The organism is Bartonella sp. CL162QHHD (genome assembly GCF_042195435.1).
Classification (GTDB): domain Bacteria; phylum Pseudomonadota; class Alphaproteobacteria; order Rhizobiales; family Rhizobiaceae; genus Bartonella.
This window is the reverse complement of sequence record NZ_JBHIOG010000088.1, coordinates 13,224-30,539: the sequence shown is the minus strand read 5'-3', so window position 1 is coordinate 30,539 and position 17,316 is coordinate 13,224. Positions and strand designations below refer to the sequence as shown.

Annotated in this window: 16 protein-coding genes, 1 tRNA gene and 3 pseudogenes; 16 read left to right on the top strand and 4 right to left on the bottom strand. The window is 33.1% G+C overall.

Annotated features, from left to right (window positions below; all coding sequences use genetic code 11):
• Positions 1-4: 4 nt before the first annotated feature.
• The 6 genes and pseudogenes from ACFILD_RS08985 (at position 5) to ACFILD_RS08960 (ending at position 7,797) form a co-directional block, all read left to right on the top strand.
• Positions 5-1,093 (top strand): 2'-deoxycytidine 5'-triphosphate deaminase, encoded by a 1,089-nt coding sequence (locus tag ACFILD_RS08985; RefSeq protein ID WP_375637502.1) that lies wholly within the window; start codon positions 5-7, stop codon positions 1,091-1,093.
• Positions 1,094-2,243: 1,150 nt separating this feature from the next.
• Entirely contained in the window at positions 2,244-3,392 is a 1,149-nt protein-coding gene (gene lldD, locus ACFILD_RS08980; RefSeq protein WP_273790428.1) for an FMN-dependent L-lactate dehydrogenase LldD, read from the top strand.
• A 1,902-nt stretch (positions 3,393-5,294) separates the two neighbouring features.
• A complete protein-coding gene (locus ACFILD_RS08975; RefSeq protein ID WP_375631037.1) occupies positions 5,295-5,468 on the top strand; it encodes a hypothetical protein in 174 nt (57 codons plus the stop codon).
• Between the two features lie 94 nt (positions 5,469-5,562).
• Positions 5,563-5,724 (top strand): hypothetical protein, encoded by a 162-nt coding sequence (locus tag ACFILD_RS08970; protein WP_375637501.1) that lies wholly within the window; start codon positions 5,563-5,565, stop codon positions 5,722-5,724.
• 334 nt (positions 5,725-6,058) lie between these two features.
• Positions 6,059-6,500 (top strand): annotated as a pseudogene (locus ACFILD_RS08965) (integrase); the annotation flags it as partial.
• A 1,094-nt stretch (positions 6,501-7,594) separates the two neighbouring features.
• A pseudogene (locus tag ACFILD_RS08960) lies at positions 7,595-7,797 on the top strand (helix-turn-helix transcriptional regulator).
• 99 nt (positions 7,798-7,896) lie between these two features.
• Here the strand turns inward: ACFILD_RS08960 and ACFILD_RS08955 are convergent.
• A tRNA-Thr gene (locus ACFILD_RS08955) sits at positions 7,897-7,972 on the bottom strand.
• Positions 7,973-8,426: 454 nt separating this feature from the next.
• Between ACFILD_RS08955 and ACFILD_RS08950 the strand changes: the two genes are divergently transcribed.
• From ACFILD_RS08950 to ACFILD_RS08925, 6 genes are all read left to right on the top strand, one after another.
• Positions 8,427-8,561, top strand: a complete 135-nt coding sequence (locus ACFILD_RS08950; protein ID WP_273790429.1) for a SlyX family protein — start codon at positions 8,427-8,429, stop codon at positions 8,559-8,561.
• Between the two features lie 1,069 nt (positions 8,562-9,630).
• Complete coding sequence (locus tag ACFILD_RS08945) at positions 9,631-11,058, top strand: amino acid permease (protein ID WP_375665192.1); 1,428 nt, start codon at positions 9,631-9,633, stop codon at positions 11,056-11,058.
• 40 nt (positions 11,059-11,098) lie between these two features.
• Positions 11,099-11,779, top strand: coding sequence for an energy-coupling factor ABC transporter ATP-binding protein (locus tag ACFILD_RS08940; protein ID WP_273790432.1), 681 nt, complete (start codon positions 11,099-11,101; stop codon positions 11,777-11,779).
• Positions 11,776-12,432, top strand: a complete 657-nt coding sequence (locus ACFILD_RS08935) for an energy-coupling factor transporter transmembrane protein EcfT (protein WP_273790433.1) — start codon at positions 11,776-11,778, stop codon at positions 12,430-12,432. Before ACFILD_RS08940 ends, ACFILD_RS08935 begins: the two co-directional genes overlap by 4 nt.
• Complete coding sequence (locus ACFILD_RS08930; RefSeq protein WP_273790434.1) at positions 12,429-12,986, top strand: biotin transporter BioY; 558 nt, start codon at positions 12,429-12,431, stop codon at positions 12,984-12,986. The genes ACFILD_RS08935 and ACFILD_RS08930 overlap by 4 nt, the downstream gene beginning before the upstream one ends.
• A 257-nt stretch (positions 12,987-13,243) precedes the next feature.
• Positions 13,244-13,810 carry a biotin transporter BioY gene (locus ACFILD_RS08925; protein ID WP_375665151.1) on the top strand — a complete coding sequence of 189 codons (567 nt, stop codon included), beginning with the start codon at positions 13,244-13,246 and terminating at the stop codon, positions 13,808-13,810.
• Positions 13,811-13,831: 21 nt separating this feature from the next.
• Here ACFILD_RS08925 and ACFILD_RS08920 read toward each other — a convergent pair.
• A pseudogene (locus ACFILD_RS08920) lies at positions 13,832-14,010 on the bottom strand (single-stranded DNA-binding protein); the annotation flags it as partial.
• 363 nt (positions 14,011-14,373) lie between these two features.
• Here ACFILD_RS08920 and ACFILD_RS08915 point away from each other — a divergent pair.
• The 4 genes from ACFILD_RS08915 (at position 14,374) to ACFILD_RS08900 (ending at position 15,898) form a co-directional block, all read left to right on the top strand.
• Positions 14,374-14,511 carry a hypothetical protein gene (locus ACFILD_RS08915; protein WP_375631040.1) on the top strand — a complete coding sequence of 46 codons (138 nt, stop codon included), beginning with the start codon at positions 14,374-14,376 and terminating at the stop codon, positions 14,509-14,511.
• Positions 14,512-14,578: 67 nt separating this feature from the next.
• Positions 14,579-14,716 (top strand): hypothetical protein, encoded by a 138-nt coding sequence (locus ACFILD_RS08910; RefSeq protein ID WP_375631041.1) that lies wholly within the window; start codon positions 14,579-14,581, stop codon positions 14,714-14,716.
• Positions 14,717-14,744: 28 nt separating this feature from the next.
• On the top strand, positions 14,745-14,795 hold the full coding sequence (locus ACFILD_RS08905) for a hypothetical protein (protein ID WP_375631050.1): 51 nt from the start codon (positions 14,745-14,747) through the stop codon (positions 14,793-14,795).
• Positions 14,796-15,040: 245 nt separating this feature from the next.
• Positions 15,041-15,898, top strand: coding sequence for a hypothetical protein (locus tag ACFILD_RS08900; RefSeq protein WP_375665149.1), 858 nt, complete (start codon positions 15,041-15,043; stop codon positions 15,896-15,898).
• Here the strand turns inward: ACFILD_RS08900 and ACFILD_RS08895 are convergent.
• Positions 15,882-16,421, bottom strand: a complete 540-nt coding sequence (locus tag ACFILD_RS08895; RefSeq protein ID WP_375637497.1) for a hypothetical protein — start codon at positions 16,419-16,421, stop codon at positions 15,882-15,884. The genes ACFILD_RS08900 and ACFILD_RS08895 overlap by 17 nt on opposite strands.
• A 575-nt stretch (positions 16,422-16,996) precedes the next feature.
• A complete protein-coding gene (locus ACFILD_RS08890; protein ID WP_375631044.1) occupies positions 16,997-17,245 on the bottom strand; it encodes a hypothetical protein in 249 nt (82 codons plus the stop codon).
• Between the last annotated feature and the right edge of the window lie 71 nt (positions 17,246-17,316).

Here is a 17,316-nt window from a genome sequence, read left to right as displayed (position 1 = left end):
ATATATGGCGCGTATAAGCGGTATTTTAGCAGATAGTGATATACAAGCTTTGATTGAGAATAACGTTCTCAAGGCTCAGTATCCATTTGATAGATCTCAAATACAACCAGCAAGCCTTGATCTTCGTTTAGGGGAGAAGGCTTATCGTATACGTGCTTCTTTTATGCCGGGCCCTAATACAAAAGTTTTGGATAAGCTTGAACGGTTAAAGTTGCATGAGTTTGACTTACGAGACGGAGCCGTTTTGGAAACGGGGTGTGTTTATATTGCTCCTCTTTTGGAAAGTTTAGCGTTACCAGAATTTTTATCTGCTGTTGCCAATCCCAAAAGTTCTACAGGCCGATTAGATATTTTTACACGTGTCATTACGGATAATGCTCAGGAGTTTGATAAAGTTTGTGCTGGTTATCATGGTCCACTTTATTTGGAAATTAGTCCACGCACATTTCCAATTTTGGTGCATACAGGCTCACATTTATCACAGCTTCGGTTTAGAAAAGGGCAAAGTTATTTAAATGAAATAGAGTTGCACACTTTGCAAAGGCAAGAAACACTGATATCGGATGATTTTCCTAATATTAGTGTTGGTGGTATTGGTCTTTCCATTAATTTAAAGGGAGACGAAAACGGGCTTATAGGTTATCGTGGTAAACATCATACAAGTGTTATTGATATTGATAAACGTGCTGTTGCCCACGTTTTAGATTTTTGGGAACCTCTTTTTGATCGTGGTCAGAGAGAGTTGGTTCTTGATCCTGATGAATTTTACATTTTAGTTTCACGAGAGTCTGTTCATGTGCCTCCGCTTTATGCCGCAGAAATGACTCCTTTTGATCCTTTAGTTGGTGAGTTTAGGGTGCATTATGCAGGCTTTTTTGATCCAGGATTTGGGCATAAGGAGGCGGGTGGAAAAGGAGCAAGAGCGGTTTTAGAAGTGCGGAGCCATGAAGTTCCTTTTATCTTAGAGCATGGTCAAATTATTGGCCGTTTGGTCTATGAGCATATGCTTAATCGGCCATCAACCCTTTATGGACATGATGTTGGATCACATTATCAAGCACAGGGTTTAAAGTTGTCCAAGCATTTTAAATGAGTTGGGAACCACGAATTTTGATAACATGTATGCAGAAAGCGTATTTTAGATAAAAGAAAAATTTATCCTTCATAAAACCGGCACTATGCATTTTATTTTCAGTTTTCAAAGTTATGGTTTTGTATTTGAGAGGGTATGAGAGGCATTTTTACTTCTTTTTTAAAGAGGTTTTATCTATACAAACTCCATTTATGATGTGCAAAAGAATAGTTTTGGTTATTTCATCATGACAAAATCTACAATGAAAGAATTTTACTATATTCAATATGTTATTCATATTTATTATTATAATAAATCAATAGGTTAATAAAATTCAATATAACAGTAGCGTATTCACTTTTCAAAGTAAATATGCGAGATTGGATGCTACACTTGGCGCCATTTTTCTAGAGCTTAAATGACCAGTATATTTTATTTCGTATAAAAATTATCCTTAAGAGCCAATAAATAAGTTTTTCACTACAGTTTAGTAACAATTTTTTTAAACATTGTTCTAATTTTAGTAACTCATTTATAGCCTCAAGATATAATATTGCTAGAAAATTATTCAATTAAATATGAAGAGCTTCTATTAGTATGAACATTAAAAGTTTTTTTATGCTTTATGTGAATTAGACACTGTATATTTTTATAAACTTTCATGAACAAGTAACAGGTCTCAGTTTTGAATATTGATATAAGAAGATTTATGGATGTATGCGACAGCTTTATTTACAGTATTAATAAAGGATTTTTTCATCTTTTGGGGGAGATTATGGTTTATACTTAATGACACTCTATATTCTTAATAACTGATAATGTAAGGACCTTTGGAGGGAGAAACGACTTTAAATTATAACTAATTAAGCTACGGAGCAATCGCTTTCGAAGAGGTATTGGTTTAACGAGAGTATAACATTTCAATTGCACATGAACGATATATGAGTAGATACGTTATTAATGATACTACATACTGTGAGATTTTAAATTTGGATAAGAGAAATAAAGACGTTGTTTTTATCAATTAGTTTTTTTAGAAAGTTGCAATCTCTGTTGCTTTTATCTATTCAATAGAGCGTTTTGGGAGGATGTCGAATAGGTAGGTATACGGATTCGCTTTTATGCGTTTTAGGATGTTTTCTTTTTTCATTTAGGAACAATGGTGCCATCAATGATTATTTCTTCAACACTTGATTATCGTAAAGCAGCAAAGCGTCGTCTTCCTCCCTTTCTTTTTCACTATATTGATGGTGGGGCTTATGCTGAAGAAACGATGCGACGTAATTGTACAGAACTTCAAGCACTTGCATTGCGTCAAAGGATTCTAAGGCAAGTTGGTGAAGTTGATCTTTCAATCAAGCTTTTTGATCAGACACTTGATTTACCGATTGTACTTGCACCTGTTGGGCTAACGGGCATGTATGCACGTCGTGGAGAAGTAAAAGCAGCGCGTGCCGCAGCGGCAAAAGGGATTCCTTTTACTCTATCCTCTGTTTCAGTTTGTCCCATTGCGGAAGTACAAGAGGCGGTTGGAGATGCATTTTGGTTTCAACTTTATGTTCTCAAAGATCGCGGTTTCATGCGTGATGCACTAGAACGGGCTTGGTTGGCTGGTGTACGCACGTTGGTTTTTACAGTTGATATGCCAATTCCTGGTGCACGTTATCGTGATGCGCATTCGGGAATGTCTGGTCCTTATGCTGGTTTACGCCGTTTTTTACAAGCTTTGACTCATCCATATTGGGCTTGGAACGTTGGTGTTATGGGGCGCCCTCATGATCTTGGAAATGTCTCCACTTATCTCAAAAAGAAAATTGCATTGGATGATTACGTTGGTTGGCTTGGTGCAAATTTTGATCCATCAATTGGTTGGCATGATCTACAATGGATTCGCGATTTTTGGAAAGGAAAAATGATTTTGAAAGGTATTCTTGATCCAGAAGATGCGCGAGAAGCAGTAAAATTTGGTGCGGATGGTATTGTTGTTTCTAATCACGGCGGACGTCAGCTTGATGGTGTATTATCAACAACACGAGCGTTGCCTGCAATTGCGGATGCTGTAAAGGATCATTTGACTATTTTAGTGGACTCAGGTGTTCGTTCTGGTCTTGATGTTGTACGCATGATAGCACAAGGTGCGGATGCTGTTATGATTGGTCGTGCTTTTGTTTATGCGCTTGCAGCAGCAGGTAAGAAAGGTGTTATGCATCTCCTTGATCTTTTTGCTAATGAAATGCGGGTAGCTATGACACTGACCGGTACTCAGACAATCAAAGATATTACACGCAAGAGTTTAGTAAATATAGATGTTTTTAAGTAACGAAATCAATATGTTATACTTATTTTAGAAAAAGAAAGTCTTTTTATAGAGGAGCATAATTATATACTTTACAAATATGTTGATAGTTAAATTTAAATAGAAAAGATCAAGAAGCTCCTCTATAAAATCACAGAAAATACTAAGTAACTACAATAATACTAAGTAACTACAATAATATTAACGCAAAAATCTTAATAATAATAAACACAAAAAAAATACTAATAACATTGCATACATCTTTTATTTACGTTATTAACAGCTCATTCTATGGATAAAAAGGAACAAGCGCTGATATTAAAGGCAAAACAACTGTTGATATAGAAAAAATAGATATAAATAATGCTGTGAGCATTTTTCCCTCCTATATATAAAAACATAATATATTAATCACTCTTTTTCCACATTAGCATAAAATATAAACCTCATTTAGTTTTATTTTAATATAGAATAATATTAATTATGATATATAAATAAAATTATTAAAAATGTCAATATGTATTTATTGTAACATTTAATTATAATAAAATTGGATCAATATAAATAATTTTTCTATAATATATATATTATTTATATTAATTTTATTGAATAATATATTATAAGGATATGATATTGTTTTTATGGAGTACGTTTTTAAGCAATGAAAAAAATACCTGTACTATCTTTAAAAAAAGCTGGTTTACTGAGAGCAAGACTGCGTGAATTAATGTGCTTTTCTTGCATACTCAATGATTTATGATGTTTTTGAACTGGCGAACATATTAGGAAGCAGTTGAATATTTTTTTGTATAGTATGTCATTTCTAACACTATTTATGTGTTCTAGATTTATTTCATAATTTGTTAAAAATATCCAGTTTATTTTTATTACAGATGGGGTCGTTGTGTATTCATAATGATACAAATTGGCATAGAATGTTCCATAATCGATTTAACAATTACATCTCCAAGCTTCTCCATGGATACTATGCTCTTCACAGACAACAACAGATTGGTGAGATTGGCATAACTCTAGCACAGATATATTATCTCAAAGTTGAATTGTTGGCACACTTGTAATTATTGGGATAACTTCATGTTTTTTGAAGCTCTTCAGTAATATAAAGACAAATCTGAACAGTTTTTTCAGTAGCAAGTAAGAGAACATCTTTTCCTTTTTTTAACAGAAGTTTTGCTGATATCAATTTTTAAAGCATTTTTATGAATATTCATAACAGCACGCTTTCCTAAACCTATATAAACGGGTACAAGATTACTCAGATTAGCAGTTTCCATTTGATCTAATTACTACTCATAAGTAATTGAATAGTATTTACTTTATCGCTGAATAAAAAAGAAAAGTTTTTCTCTCTTTAAATAGATGATGGGTTGTCATCTAGCCAATAGGGATAGTTTGCGAGCAATTTGTTTGATGCAAGATAATTTAAATTGCAGTTACTTTTTATCACTTGAAGCTGTGAAAAGAAGGCGAAGATAGATGAAAGAATGTAAAAAATGATGGATATATTTTAGGATAAAAAATTATAATCCTGTTAATTCCACACCTGTTGCAGCTGATATTGGTGGCAAAAGAAATTTTACCAAAAAATTATCAAAATTATTGAGGACATTCCTCATGGCATGTAGACTAAACCTTTTTGTTGGTATGGGTGGGATTTTCTTTGAGCTGAAATTGATTCTATCCCCTGAAATCAGCAATAATCTCTCAGGTTATGGCGTAAACTTTTTGGGGATATTTCAACACCACTATCGTCCTTTTATGAAAAATGTTAGCATTTCAGATGAGCAGTTGTGGGGAATTTCAACGTTTAATACAGCAAGCTCCAGAAACTCTCACGGATTTAGACGGGCTTCAAGATTTTTATATTTACAGCGATTAAGTTTTTGAGAGAAAGTAAATCGTACGATGAGAGGTGAAACCCATCGTAGCGCGCGGGGGCTTAAGCCCTTACAATTTGAAGGCGTGCTAAAACTTATTTTCCTCTGTTTAGCAGGTGTTAGCATTGAACATTTAAACTGGTCTATTTTTATTGTGCGTTATGATCGTCTAAAAATCTTGTTCTATCTTTTACCACTTTAATTGTGGTTCTGAAGGTTATAAAGAAAGGATTTTTTATAAGCGAGAGGATTATCAGCCGATGTCTAAGCTGTTTGCATAAATAAAGGGGAGTTTTTTGTCTTTAAGCAATATGCTAGAAATTCAAAAAACTTTAGTTAACTTCATAAAAGAGGTTACACCATCTTATACAGATTGCTCTGCAAATAACACAATTGCTGGTAAGGAATGGGCATCACCAATTTTGATTTCTAAAAAAGAAACAATACGTATTAAATAGTCTTTAACTTTACAGACTTTTTAAGAATCCTTTCAGAACCTTTTAAAAAAAGTGAATTGATAGAAGATTTTCTATCAAAATATAGCAACTTTTCTAACAAGTTACGAATAAATCTAAAAATATATATTAAATATAAAAAACAGTGCGATATGCGGGCTGTCTGGGCTTTAGAAATAAGAATCAAAGCGTATAAAGATGCATAGAGGTGAGATTGAGACATATCATTTTTATGATTCAATAAAAAAATTAAAGAAAAAATTCTATATCAAAAATTGAAGGTAGTTTAAAAGGTGGACGAGCAATGCATGGAAGGATGAGCGAGAAGGTGAATTAGGTGAGGGCGATTTATAGATTATCAGTATCTTTGTAAAAGTACCTTCTCAAGATAAATATTGTGATAAAGTAAGATTGTGGTTGAGTGTCGAAAAGATAATACGCGCTCTTAATTTTTCCGTTATACACATCAAAATAAACGCCATGAAAGGCACGGTCCTATTACAAACTTTCTCTAAGAGCAGTACATGAGTTTGCAAGATATTACAGTGATATTTTAAAAGAAGGATTTTATTTCAGGAAGAAATTGTCTTAAAATAGCAAAGCAATATTTTCCAAGAAATTGCCAGGCGAATTTTGAAAGTAAAAAAGCTAAGTTAAAAAATAAAAGCAAAAATGGTTGTTGGTTTTCTCTACTGGAGTTACATGTTATTTCCCACATAGGAAATTTACCTATAGAAAAATTAACAGCCCAGATCATTCACAATGTGTTCCCGCCACTTTAGCATGAAAAAGCAGATATAGTGCGAAAGTATTTGCCTTATCTTCAACATCATTATTACAATTAGAAAGCTGAAGCAACGTCATTTACAAATCACATAAAAGCTGTCCATTGTTCATTATACAATCCCGTGGATTGTTTTTCTTAAGCATGCCAAATCCTATTTTGTTGAAGACAGAACGTTGAGTATCATTAGTTCTTTGAACGACGACAGCAGTGCAATCCGTAAAATCTTTTCTCATCTTCTTTTAGTAGGATAACAAAGATGCTCTTGGAATACACCAATAGACTCAATCACTTTATACAAATATAACCTTGTTGAATCCTTTCGCTTCAACTCAGACATCTCCGTCACTCTAATTAAATCCAATCGACCACCAGAGCGTTTTTATCCTTTAAGTTCTTTTGAATATATCGACCTCTTTCAAATCTTTTCATTGATTAATCTTTCAGAGGAATTGTATCCTTAGCACTTTATTTTCCGTTTATGCCTCCAACCACATAGACCAGCACCTTGTTCATTATGTTTTAAATATCTCTCGCCAAATTTGGACTAATCACATTGATATCTTGTTGATTCAAATAAATTGGCAGCCATCCAATACAAGAAGTTCATTCATTCGTCGCGCAGCCAGTTAGAAAGCTTAGTACGCATAGCAGCATCAGTTTTCTTATTAATCTTCATTTTCTACCTTAAGCCGTGTTGTCCTATTTTGAAAGCTTCCTTTGTTTGCTTTTGCTTCTCAACTTGTTTCCCAAGAAAAAAGGCTTTGACTAAAGCTATAAGAAAAGCTGCTATGATCGCTGACCTCACCGTCAGATATTTTTTTCCATATGAATAACGCTTTTGTCTTTTTCATATGAAGCATTTTGTGGGGTGTTCGGGTCCAATGGTATCACCTTTGTCTGGTGTTGTATTGGCTACGTTTCCAGCAGCGTCTTAAGCAAATCAATCAAGCTATTGAAATCTTTTTAGAGGCAATAGCACAAGAGACAAAAAAGATTTTGATAAAAAGCCGCTTGAAGATATAGGAAGTTCTCTCCTCCTAGCCCCCCAGCCCATTTACATAACATAAAAAAGAGAAAGGCAATGAAATGATATTTGATGATGGCGATAGATATGTAACAATCCGTGAATGTGCACAGCTTTTTAGTGTATCCACAACAACGATTCGCCATTAGATGCCTCAGGTGTATTTCCAAAGCCATGCAAGCTAGGGAGAGCAGTAAGGTGAAGGAAAAAAGAGATTTTAGCATTCACTGCAACGAAAAATAAGGAGAAAATAAGAACAAATTAGGTAAAATTATATAAACTGTAGAAGGTGGTCTAAAAGGTGGTCTAAAAATGGCTATTTAAAGAAAAAATCTATATATTTCAATATGTTTAAGAAGTAAAATGGTGCCGCATGCCGGATTCGAACCAGCGACCCCATCATTACGAATGATGTGCTCTACCAACTGAGCTAATGCGGCACAGGTTTGTAAGTCAATGAAACAAAACTAATTTGAGGGTAATAGCTAAAAGTACGTATAAAAGCAAGAATGCATTTTTTCAATAATTTATAAATATGATAATAATTTGAAGGAGAAGTATGTAAAAGTCAGAGGAAAGTATTCTTTGACCTTAATGCTATAAAATGCTTTCCAATTTAGATAACACTTAAATTAAGAAGCTGGGAATGTAGATCTTTAGGATGAAAAATGGTGTCAAGATATCTTAGTAAAGATAAAAACATTTTCTGGTTCTTGAGAAAGAAATTTGTTGCATAAGTGATTGGGAAAATAAAGATCATCATAAACCCTTTATAATGTGCAAATAAGATGAGTAGAATTAGTTTAAAAGTTACTTCTCATTTTTATGGGAAGAAAAAGGGAGGAGGATTAATAAAATTAATCACGTTTTTTTATTTAAGAGGGAGTAAAAATCATGTCGGATGAAGATCGGCTGATAGAACTAGAAATGAAGCTAGCTTACCAAGAAAAATTCATTGAAGAACTTTCTCGAGAGGTAATTAATCAATGGAAAAGTTTGGATGAGATATCTAAAAAGTTGATATTTTAGCGAGACGATTTTCAGATTTAAAAGAACAGAGTGTTACTGAAGCTGTTATCTTACCATTTTCTCAATAGGGAGAAGGTGCGAAATATTTTTTATCATAATTGCAATTATTTACAGATGAGTTTTTATTTCACGCATTTTGTTAGACTTGTAGAATAATTTTTATAAGCTTCTTCATTAATTCTAATAAGTTCTAATCTTATAAGGAGAGCTGATATTAGAAGACGTTTTTTTATATGGGGTTTCTAGTACGAAAATTAAGAAAAGTTTTTGTAGAGTATAAAGAAGCAGCCATAGAAAAATATATGAACTGCAATATTTTAAGTTTTTTCTGTACAGAGTTTTCTTATAGGTGGGAGGTAGATTTATTCGCTAATTTTTTTAAATTGATACAGATGAAGTGATGTTATCGTTATCTATAGAAATCATAAGTGAGCGTCTATATTTATAATAAAGCGTTTTAATTTGTTCTGATGATCAAGTGATTTTCAGTTGTTTTATAGAGTGAGGGGTTTTAAGCGACATCGATTATGTTATAGGACAGAGAGCTCTAGAAGTTTTTTTCAAGATCAAATGTACTCTTCGTTATATGTATATGATATTTTGTGAAAAGGCTTTTGTTTTTCGTAATTTAAGATACAAAATACTATTGCTAAAGCACCAAAGATAGACCATGCGGGTAAATAAGTGAGAGTAATGCAAATTGAGGACAGAAAATCAGGCATTACCTTGCATAGAGATTGATTAAGGTGATAGATATCTGTTTGCAGAAGGTTTATTAAAATTTTATTAAAGGGGGTTGTTGTCCAATGTGATGTGATTACAGAGTGTGCGTTATCAATGACCAATGCTATAATGGTTAGTGTAACGAAAATGAAGGACATTAATTTAAATAAAGGGTGGAGCATATTTTTTCTTAAAACTTCAACGGGACATACGTATAATGCACAAAAAAATGAGGAGTTGCATTATGATGAGAAAATAAGTTTACGTTTGTTTTGTGTTTTTTGAAAGAGGTGCCTAATTTTTCAATAAAAGTTGAGGTTAAGTTCAACAAAAGTAGTGAGGCATGATGTCTGAAAAAAAGCACGAGGAATTGAAGCGTAGCCTTCAAAATCGCCATGTTCAAATGATTGCTTTGGGTGGCGTTATTGGGACGGGACTTTTTTATGGGTCAACCGAGGCAATTCAATTAGCTGGTCCCTCAGTTATTTTATCTTATCTTGTCGGCGGGCTTATTATGTATTTCATTATGCGAATGCTTGGTGAAATGTCAGTAGAAGAACCGTCTTCAGGAGCATTTAGTTTTTTTGCTTATAAATATTGGGGGAGATTAGCTGGTTTCATAACAGGTTGGAATTATTGGTTTCTTTATATTCTTGTGAGCATGGCTGAACTTACAGTGATAGGGTTTTACCTTGATCATTGGATTTTGATTGATCATTGGAAGACATCTTTCATTGTTCTTTTATTTGTTACATTTGTTAATTTGTTTAATGTTCGTTTTTATGGAGAATTTGAATTTGTTTGCGCTTTGATCAAAGTGGCTGCTGTTATTGGTATGATTATTTTGGGAATTTTTCTCATTGTTACTGGACTAGGGGAAAATCAAGCGAATATTCATTATCTTTGGGACCATGGCGGTTTTTTCCCTTATGGAGCAGTAGGGGTTGTTTTAGCAACTTCTGTAGTAATGTTTTCTTTTGGAGGAACGGAGCTTATTGGTATTGCTGCTGGAGAAGCATCTAATCCACAAAAAACAATTCCAGCGGCTGTTCGTCAAGTTATGTGGAGGATTATAATTTTTTATATTGGTTCTATCAGCGTTATTATGATAATCAGCCCTTGGAATATGATTGGAAAAAATGGTAGTCCTTTTGTCACAATTTTCGAGACTATAGGAATTCCTGCTGCTGGTCATATTTTGAATTTTGTGGTGATTATGGCTGCTATTTCTGTTTACAATAGTGGCATTTATTCTAATGGCCGTATGCTTTATAGTTTAGCTGTACAAAAAAATGCACCACATATTTTTAGTAAACTGAGTGCTGCTCGTGTTCCTTATATTGCTATCCTTTTTTCATCATTATGTACGGCGTTGATTGTCGTTGTTAATGCTCTTGTTCCTGATAATAGTTTCATGCGGATCATGGCTCTTGCAACTGCAGCAGCAGTGATTACTTGGGCTATTATTGTTATTGTTCATTTGAAATTTCGCAATGCATATAAGAACAGAAAGGGCGATTTTATTTATGCATTTGGTTTATATCCTTACGCTAACTATCTTTGCCTCAGCTTTCTTGCTTTATTGTTTTGCATTATGTTTGTCAGTGGTTTTGGGCAAAATGGATTGATGACTCGACTTTTTGATATGATAGGAATAAGCGTGCCTTTTCTTGAAACATATATTCCTGTACAGATGCCTGATATGAGTTTGGCAGTCATTATTATTCCTCTATGGTGCTTGTTATTACTTTTAGGTTATAAACTGAAACGATAGAGAAAGAAGAGCTAATAAAAGGGATTGATTGGAATAAACTTTGGGGATTATAAAATTTGATGAGGTAACACAAGTTTTTGGTGATTTGTGTGTTTTAAGAAATATTACTGTACAGCTTACCGAAAGACGAATTGCTATTATAGGTGCGAATGGTTCTGGAAAAAGTACATTTGTTCGTCTTATTAATGGGCTCCAATTACCATCTCATGGTTTTGTAAGCGTTGATGGGCTTGATACAAAACGCGATGCAAAAGCAGTAAAGCGTAAAGTTGGATTTGTTTTTCAAAATCCAGATAATCAGATTGTTTTACCATTAGTTGAAGAGGACTTATCCTTTGGTCTCAAAAATTTAAAGCTTAATAAAGATGAAATTAAGGAGCGTGTAGATGAAATTTTACAGCGCTATGAACTTCAAGATTTCAGAAATCACGCTGTCCATTTATTAAGTGGTGGGCAAAAACAACTCGTTGCTATTTCCGGTGTAGTTGCAATGAAACCAGACTATATTATTTTTGATGAGCCGACGACATTACTTGATTTGCGAAATAAGCATCGCGTTACGCAAGTGATAGAAGAATTACCACAAACTGCAATAGTTGTATCGCATGATTTAGAGTTTTTGAAAAAGTTTGATAGAGTGCTGGTTTTTGATAAGGGGGAGATAGCAATTGATGATGTACCTTTTGTTGCTATAAAGGAGTATATAAGAAGAATGTCATGATCGGTTTATATATTCCGAGGGATACATTTATTCATAGGTTAAGGCCTGGAGTTAAGTTATTATTTCTTACGGCGTGTGGAACTTTTATAATAATGGTTTCTTCCATAGCGCTTCTTGGTTTATTTTTGTTGTTTGTCATCTTATTCTATAGAGTCGCCAAGATCCCTTTCAAAACTGTGATAAAGCAATTTAAATCGATGGGATTGCTTTTAGTTCTTCTATTTGTATTTCAAACTATTTTTAGCGGTTGGCTTACGGGGGTTGAGGTCATATTACGTCTTGTTATCCTCTTTTCTTTATCATCAGTTATTTCATTCACAACAAAAGTGTCAGATATGGTGGATGCAATTGAAGCAGGCCTCCAGCCCTTTCGTTGTTTTGGTATAAATCCATCAAAAGTGAGTATGGTTATCTCTATGGCGATCAGGTTTATTCCTCTTTTGAGTGAAAAGTTTAATGAGGTACATGAAGCACAGCAAGCACGGGGACTTAATACTAACATTGTTGCTCTTGCGATACCTTTAATTATACGGACCATAAGAATGGCGTCAGAAGTGGCTGAAGCATTGGAAGCGCGTTCTTATGATGCTGATACTATTGATACAGCATCTCGTAATAATCAGAGTTTTTATAGTAAAAGAAGAATTAAATGAATACAAAAGATTTAGTTTATATTGCTTTATTTGCCGCTATTTATGCTATTTTGGGCCTTTTCCCTTCTATTTATCTTCCTTTTCTTCTAGGGGTACCTGTTACAGCTCAATCGATGGGACCGATGCTAGCAGGGTCTATACTTGGGGCAAAAAGGGGTGCTTTAGCGTCACTCCTTTTTCTTGTTCTTGTTGCGATTGGATTACCTCTGTTGTCTGGTGGTCGTGGTGGAATCAGTGTCTTTTCAGGGATTGCAAGTGGTTATTTAATAGGTTTTCCATTTGCCGCATTTTTTATTGGTTTAATGGTAGAGTTGTTTTGGCAGCGGTTAAATTTTATAACATTATTTATGATAAATACTTTTGGTGGCATTGGGATAGTTTATTCTTTTGGGGTTCCATGGACAGCGTATATGACCAAAGTTTCTTTACTGAATGTTTTAATGGCTTCATCAGTTTTTTTGATAGGCGATTGTTTAAAAGCGTTGATTGCATCCTTTATTGCACTCGCGATTAAAAGATCTGTTCCTCTCATGCATTCAAAGCATAATAACTAAAATAAATGTATTATTTTGTTATGCTGTTGTTATATAATATTCGTATATCACTATTATTGAATTTAACTATAGTAATTTATGATATAATTAAACATTGTAGAATCTAATATGATTCATATAAGTAATATTATTAAAATAAATTATTATAGTATTTTTCTCTATATCTAAGGCATTTAAAGTGTACTTTTATAAATCTGATACTTTTTATTAATTGTACAACAATAACGAAAGCTTTTCCCTAGTGAAGGAATAATTCAGTGAATACAAAGGATTTGGTTTATATTGCTTTATTTGCCTCTATTTACGCTGTTTTGAGTCTTTTTCCTCCTCTTTATCTTCCTTTTTTGCTGGGTGTCCCTATTACAGCTCAGTCTATGGCTCCGATGTTAGCAGGCTCTATACTTGGAGCAAAAAGGGGAGCGTTAGCATCACTTCTTTTCCTTGTTCTTATTGCGATTGGGTTACCTCTATTGCCTAGTGGTCGTGGTGGAGTTAGTGTTTTTTCAGGAGTTACGAGTGGTTATCTGATTAGTTTTCCATTTGCTGCATTTTTTATTGGCTTTATGGTAGAATTATTTTGGCAGCGGTTAAATTTTATAATATTATTTGTGATAAATACTGTGGGTGGCATTGGGATAGTCTATTCTTTTGGAATACCATGGGTAGCGTATATGACACAGGTTCCTTTGCTGACAGTTTTAATAAGTTCATTAGGTTTTTTGGTTAGTGGTTTCTTGAAAGTGCTGATTGCATCCTTTGTAGCGTTGACCATAAAAAAAACCGTTCCTCTCATTCATTCGGAAAAAGGGGCAATTTTGTACTGAAGAACAAGTTTTGCCAAATGTATGTAGATTAAAAAGCATCACGGAATACCATTCTGTTTTGTCTACTTTTTATTGGTATTTTTATCTGTATAGCTCTCAAAGGTAGCCATACGAAAGTTGAATATTTCGGCACCAAAATTCATTTTTTTGCTTTCAGGAGCAGCCCCTACATAGCCAATTAATATCATTTTATTCAACAGGCTTGTAAGTTTTATTCGATTTGCATACTATATGCATAAAGCCTTAGAATAATTTATTATTTTTTTAATATTTTTAGTTAATTAATCACTAATTTTAAAAGTGTTAAATTATATTAATTGTATAAAAACATGGATAATTTAGTGTTCATCTAAAAACTCTTGATGTATATAGTGCCCTTATAAATGTATTAATATAAGGTATAAAAATGAGATTTGAATGGAATGAAGCTAAAACAAAAAGTAATCTTAGAAAGCACCGTGTAAAGTTTTGAAATAGCTGCATATGTTTTTTCTGATCCATTCTCCATGGCTAAACAAGACCGTATTGAAAATGGAGAGTATGGTTAGCAAGCTTTATGGCTCATGGATGTTTTTTTATTACTATTCGTAGCGCATATTGTCCATGACGATAAAAATGGCATAGAGGTAATCCGTATTATTTCAGCACGGCGAGCCAATTTGAAAGAGAGTAAACTTTATAAAGAAGAAAGTTCGTTATAAAATTGAGGTAGGTAACTTATCACCTTTGACAGATGAACAGAGAGTTGAAGTTGATAAACTGGCTGTAATGCCGGACAATGCAATTGATTATAGAGATATTCCGTCACTCAATGATGCGTTCTGGAAAAATGCCGTTCGCAATCCATTCTATAAACTACCCAAAACTGTTACAACAGTGCGTGTGGATTCAGACGTTCTAGCGTGACTTTAAAAGTCAAGGGAAAGGATATCAAATGCGTATTAACGCCATTTTACGTGATACTATGCTTCGTTCAATGCACTGATTTCTCCTCCACTTAAAAGTCGGAAAGGGGGGCCCATATTCTAAAAATCTAAGCAGCTTTCACTGCAGAGTTCTCTAAAACTCGTATTGCTTTTGCAATTAAAATTTTATAGCTTTAATTTTCAGCTAAACGATTCTAAACGACGGAATATATTTTGGATACACTATCTTCCCATAATCACTAAGATAACTTGGGCAACATCTACCACCCGATAAGACTATAGACATTGTAATTATGTTAACTTTATGAATACCCTTAACTTCCTTTCTTATAAATATAAAATAGATCCAGCCTCAGAATTAGTCAATATAAATGGTGTTGATAAATTTTTAGAGGAAGGAACATACCGTTTTAACCGTGATAATCAATGTGTTACCTTAATAATTGAAAAGTTTTCTGTGAACTCGAAGATCTGCTATTGGATTTATGTTTTAACGGGAGAAAATAGTCCTTATAACCCAGAAGTGATTGATTCTGAAAACGACTTTCAGAATATTCCTAACCCACGTCCTAGAAAATATGTTGAACAGAATAAGCAATATTTTGGAATTTTGATTCCTATAGAGTTTACTCTTTTTTCTTCAAATAAAGAGTTAAACAAATTCTTGCAGCTACACTACAAAAAATCTTTTCCCCCGAAAACGATTGATATCTCACCTGATATTGTTGGTAAGGAAGAGTTCGAAAAAAAATTGCTTTTAATTAAAGAAATAAAACTGAAATATACACAACCAAAACAATTAGATTTTTTTGCAATGCAATCAGAAGACAACTTGCTAAAGATGGCTAAACTTTTGTTAGGTGAATTTCCCACGGATGATTATTCTGAAATGGAACTTGACTTGGGTATCAAATTTAAAGAAAAAAATAATTTAAAGAATTATTTTTTGAATCTTTTTAAAAAATATAAATTAAATCCAGCATTTAAAAACATAAGTTTTGTTGGAAAGACACATAATAATTTTGATATAATCTTTAATACTGAAACTTTTCAACATAAATTTGCTATTAAAACAAGTAAAAATGATAATGGTATGTATAATGAAGGTCATATAAAAGAAAAATTAAAGCATGAAATCGTAAGTTTTACTGTATCTCTTTAATAGAGCACTGTAGCGTGTAAATAGATATATTTATTAAACTGCGTGTACGCAACATAAGGAAGAATACACAGACTAAAAAAAAGTACCAAATTATAATATTTGAATATCCAAGAGCAATATCTAAGTACCAAAGTACGGTATCCAATGAAAAAGAAAACTTGTGCTCCACGTACTTAGAAATGACAGGCAAAGAAACAGTTTCTTTATAACTACTTGGGAAAATTAAAACGACAAGCGCTAAAATTATTAACTTTAGGAGACTGTGCATATACTGATGTAACTCACATGTTAATGTCTTCCAACCTGTTGTATTGCCGCATTTATATTGTGGGTTGTTTTGCAACTCAGAAGGGATATTAGAATTGCATAAAATTGCAAAAACAGTTGTTACGATCACCAAAGAAATAGACGCGAATGTCAAAATACCCTGAATAAAGTCAAGATTTTTTCTTATTCCTAAAAAACATACAAATATAAAAATTATAACGCCAAACAAGGCTTTTCTCTTCTTATCTGTAAACATATTTATTTCCTGTGAAAAAATTATGATCTCAATTTCTTAAATTATTTTCTGATATAAAAACACAAACTACCTTTTAGTCTTTTTAGCATTTGCTTTTCTTTTAATAGCAATGTCTTCTATTGCATCCAGTTGCTTTTAATATTTTAGTTAACCTCGTCTATGATTTATCTATAGTTGATGATAGCTTTAAACACAGAGCTCCATAATCCCAAACTCTTGCTTGCATTTTGATACCCAAATCCACCTTTCAACAAAGCCCATCGCACTGGCAACCCTTTCATACAGATTAAAGAAAAGCTCTGTTATTTCAAAAGTACACGAAAGGGAATCATAATTGCCGCAACATTTTTTGCGCTGATGCTGGCTACTCATGTTTTAAAAAACAAATATTTTGAAATTCGCGTATCCTAAAATCCTTAATTTGTATTAATGGATTTATTTACTTTATAAATTTGATACTATAGAGCTATTTTAGCTTCTAGAAATATATTGTACATTAAAAAAACTTTTTAATCACTCTTTAAATGCATATCCAATCCAAAAATGATCAGCACTTTTCACTATTTTGCTACTTTTTAGAAATCTATTTTAAACTCTCCTATCATTAGTTCATGAAGAGTTTTGGTGCGTGAAAGAAGGTCTTTTTCAATCTCTTCACAATACTTAGAAAAATCTGTTGCTCTTGGAATGATTTTTTTAGACATGCTTTCTACGTTGCTCTGCAAAATGCGTTTTAAGGACTCTTTCAAAATCAATAAGGAAATATCTTTGAGTTCAGTTTGATAAGCTTGAGAAGAGGTATTATAGTCCATATATTTTCGCATGTGGAAGCTACCACAAGAGAACAAGCGAAAAGTATTAGAGATATCATCATTTGAAGCTTTTACAGCAATAA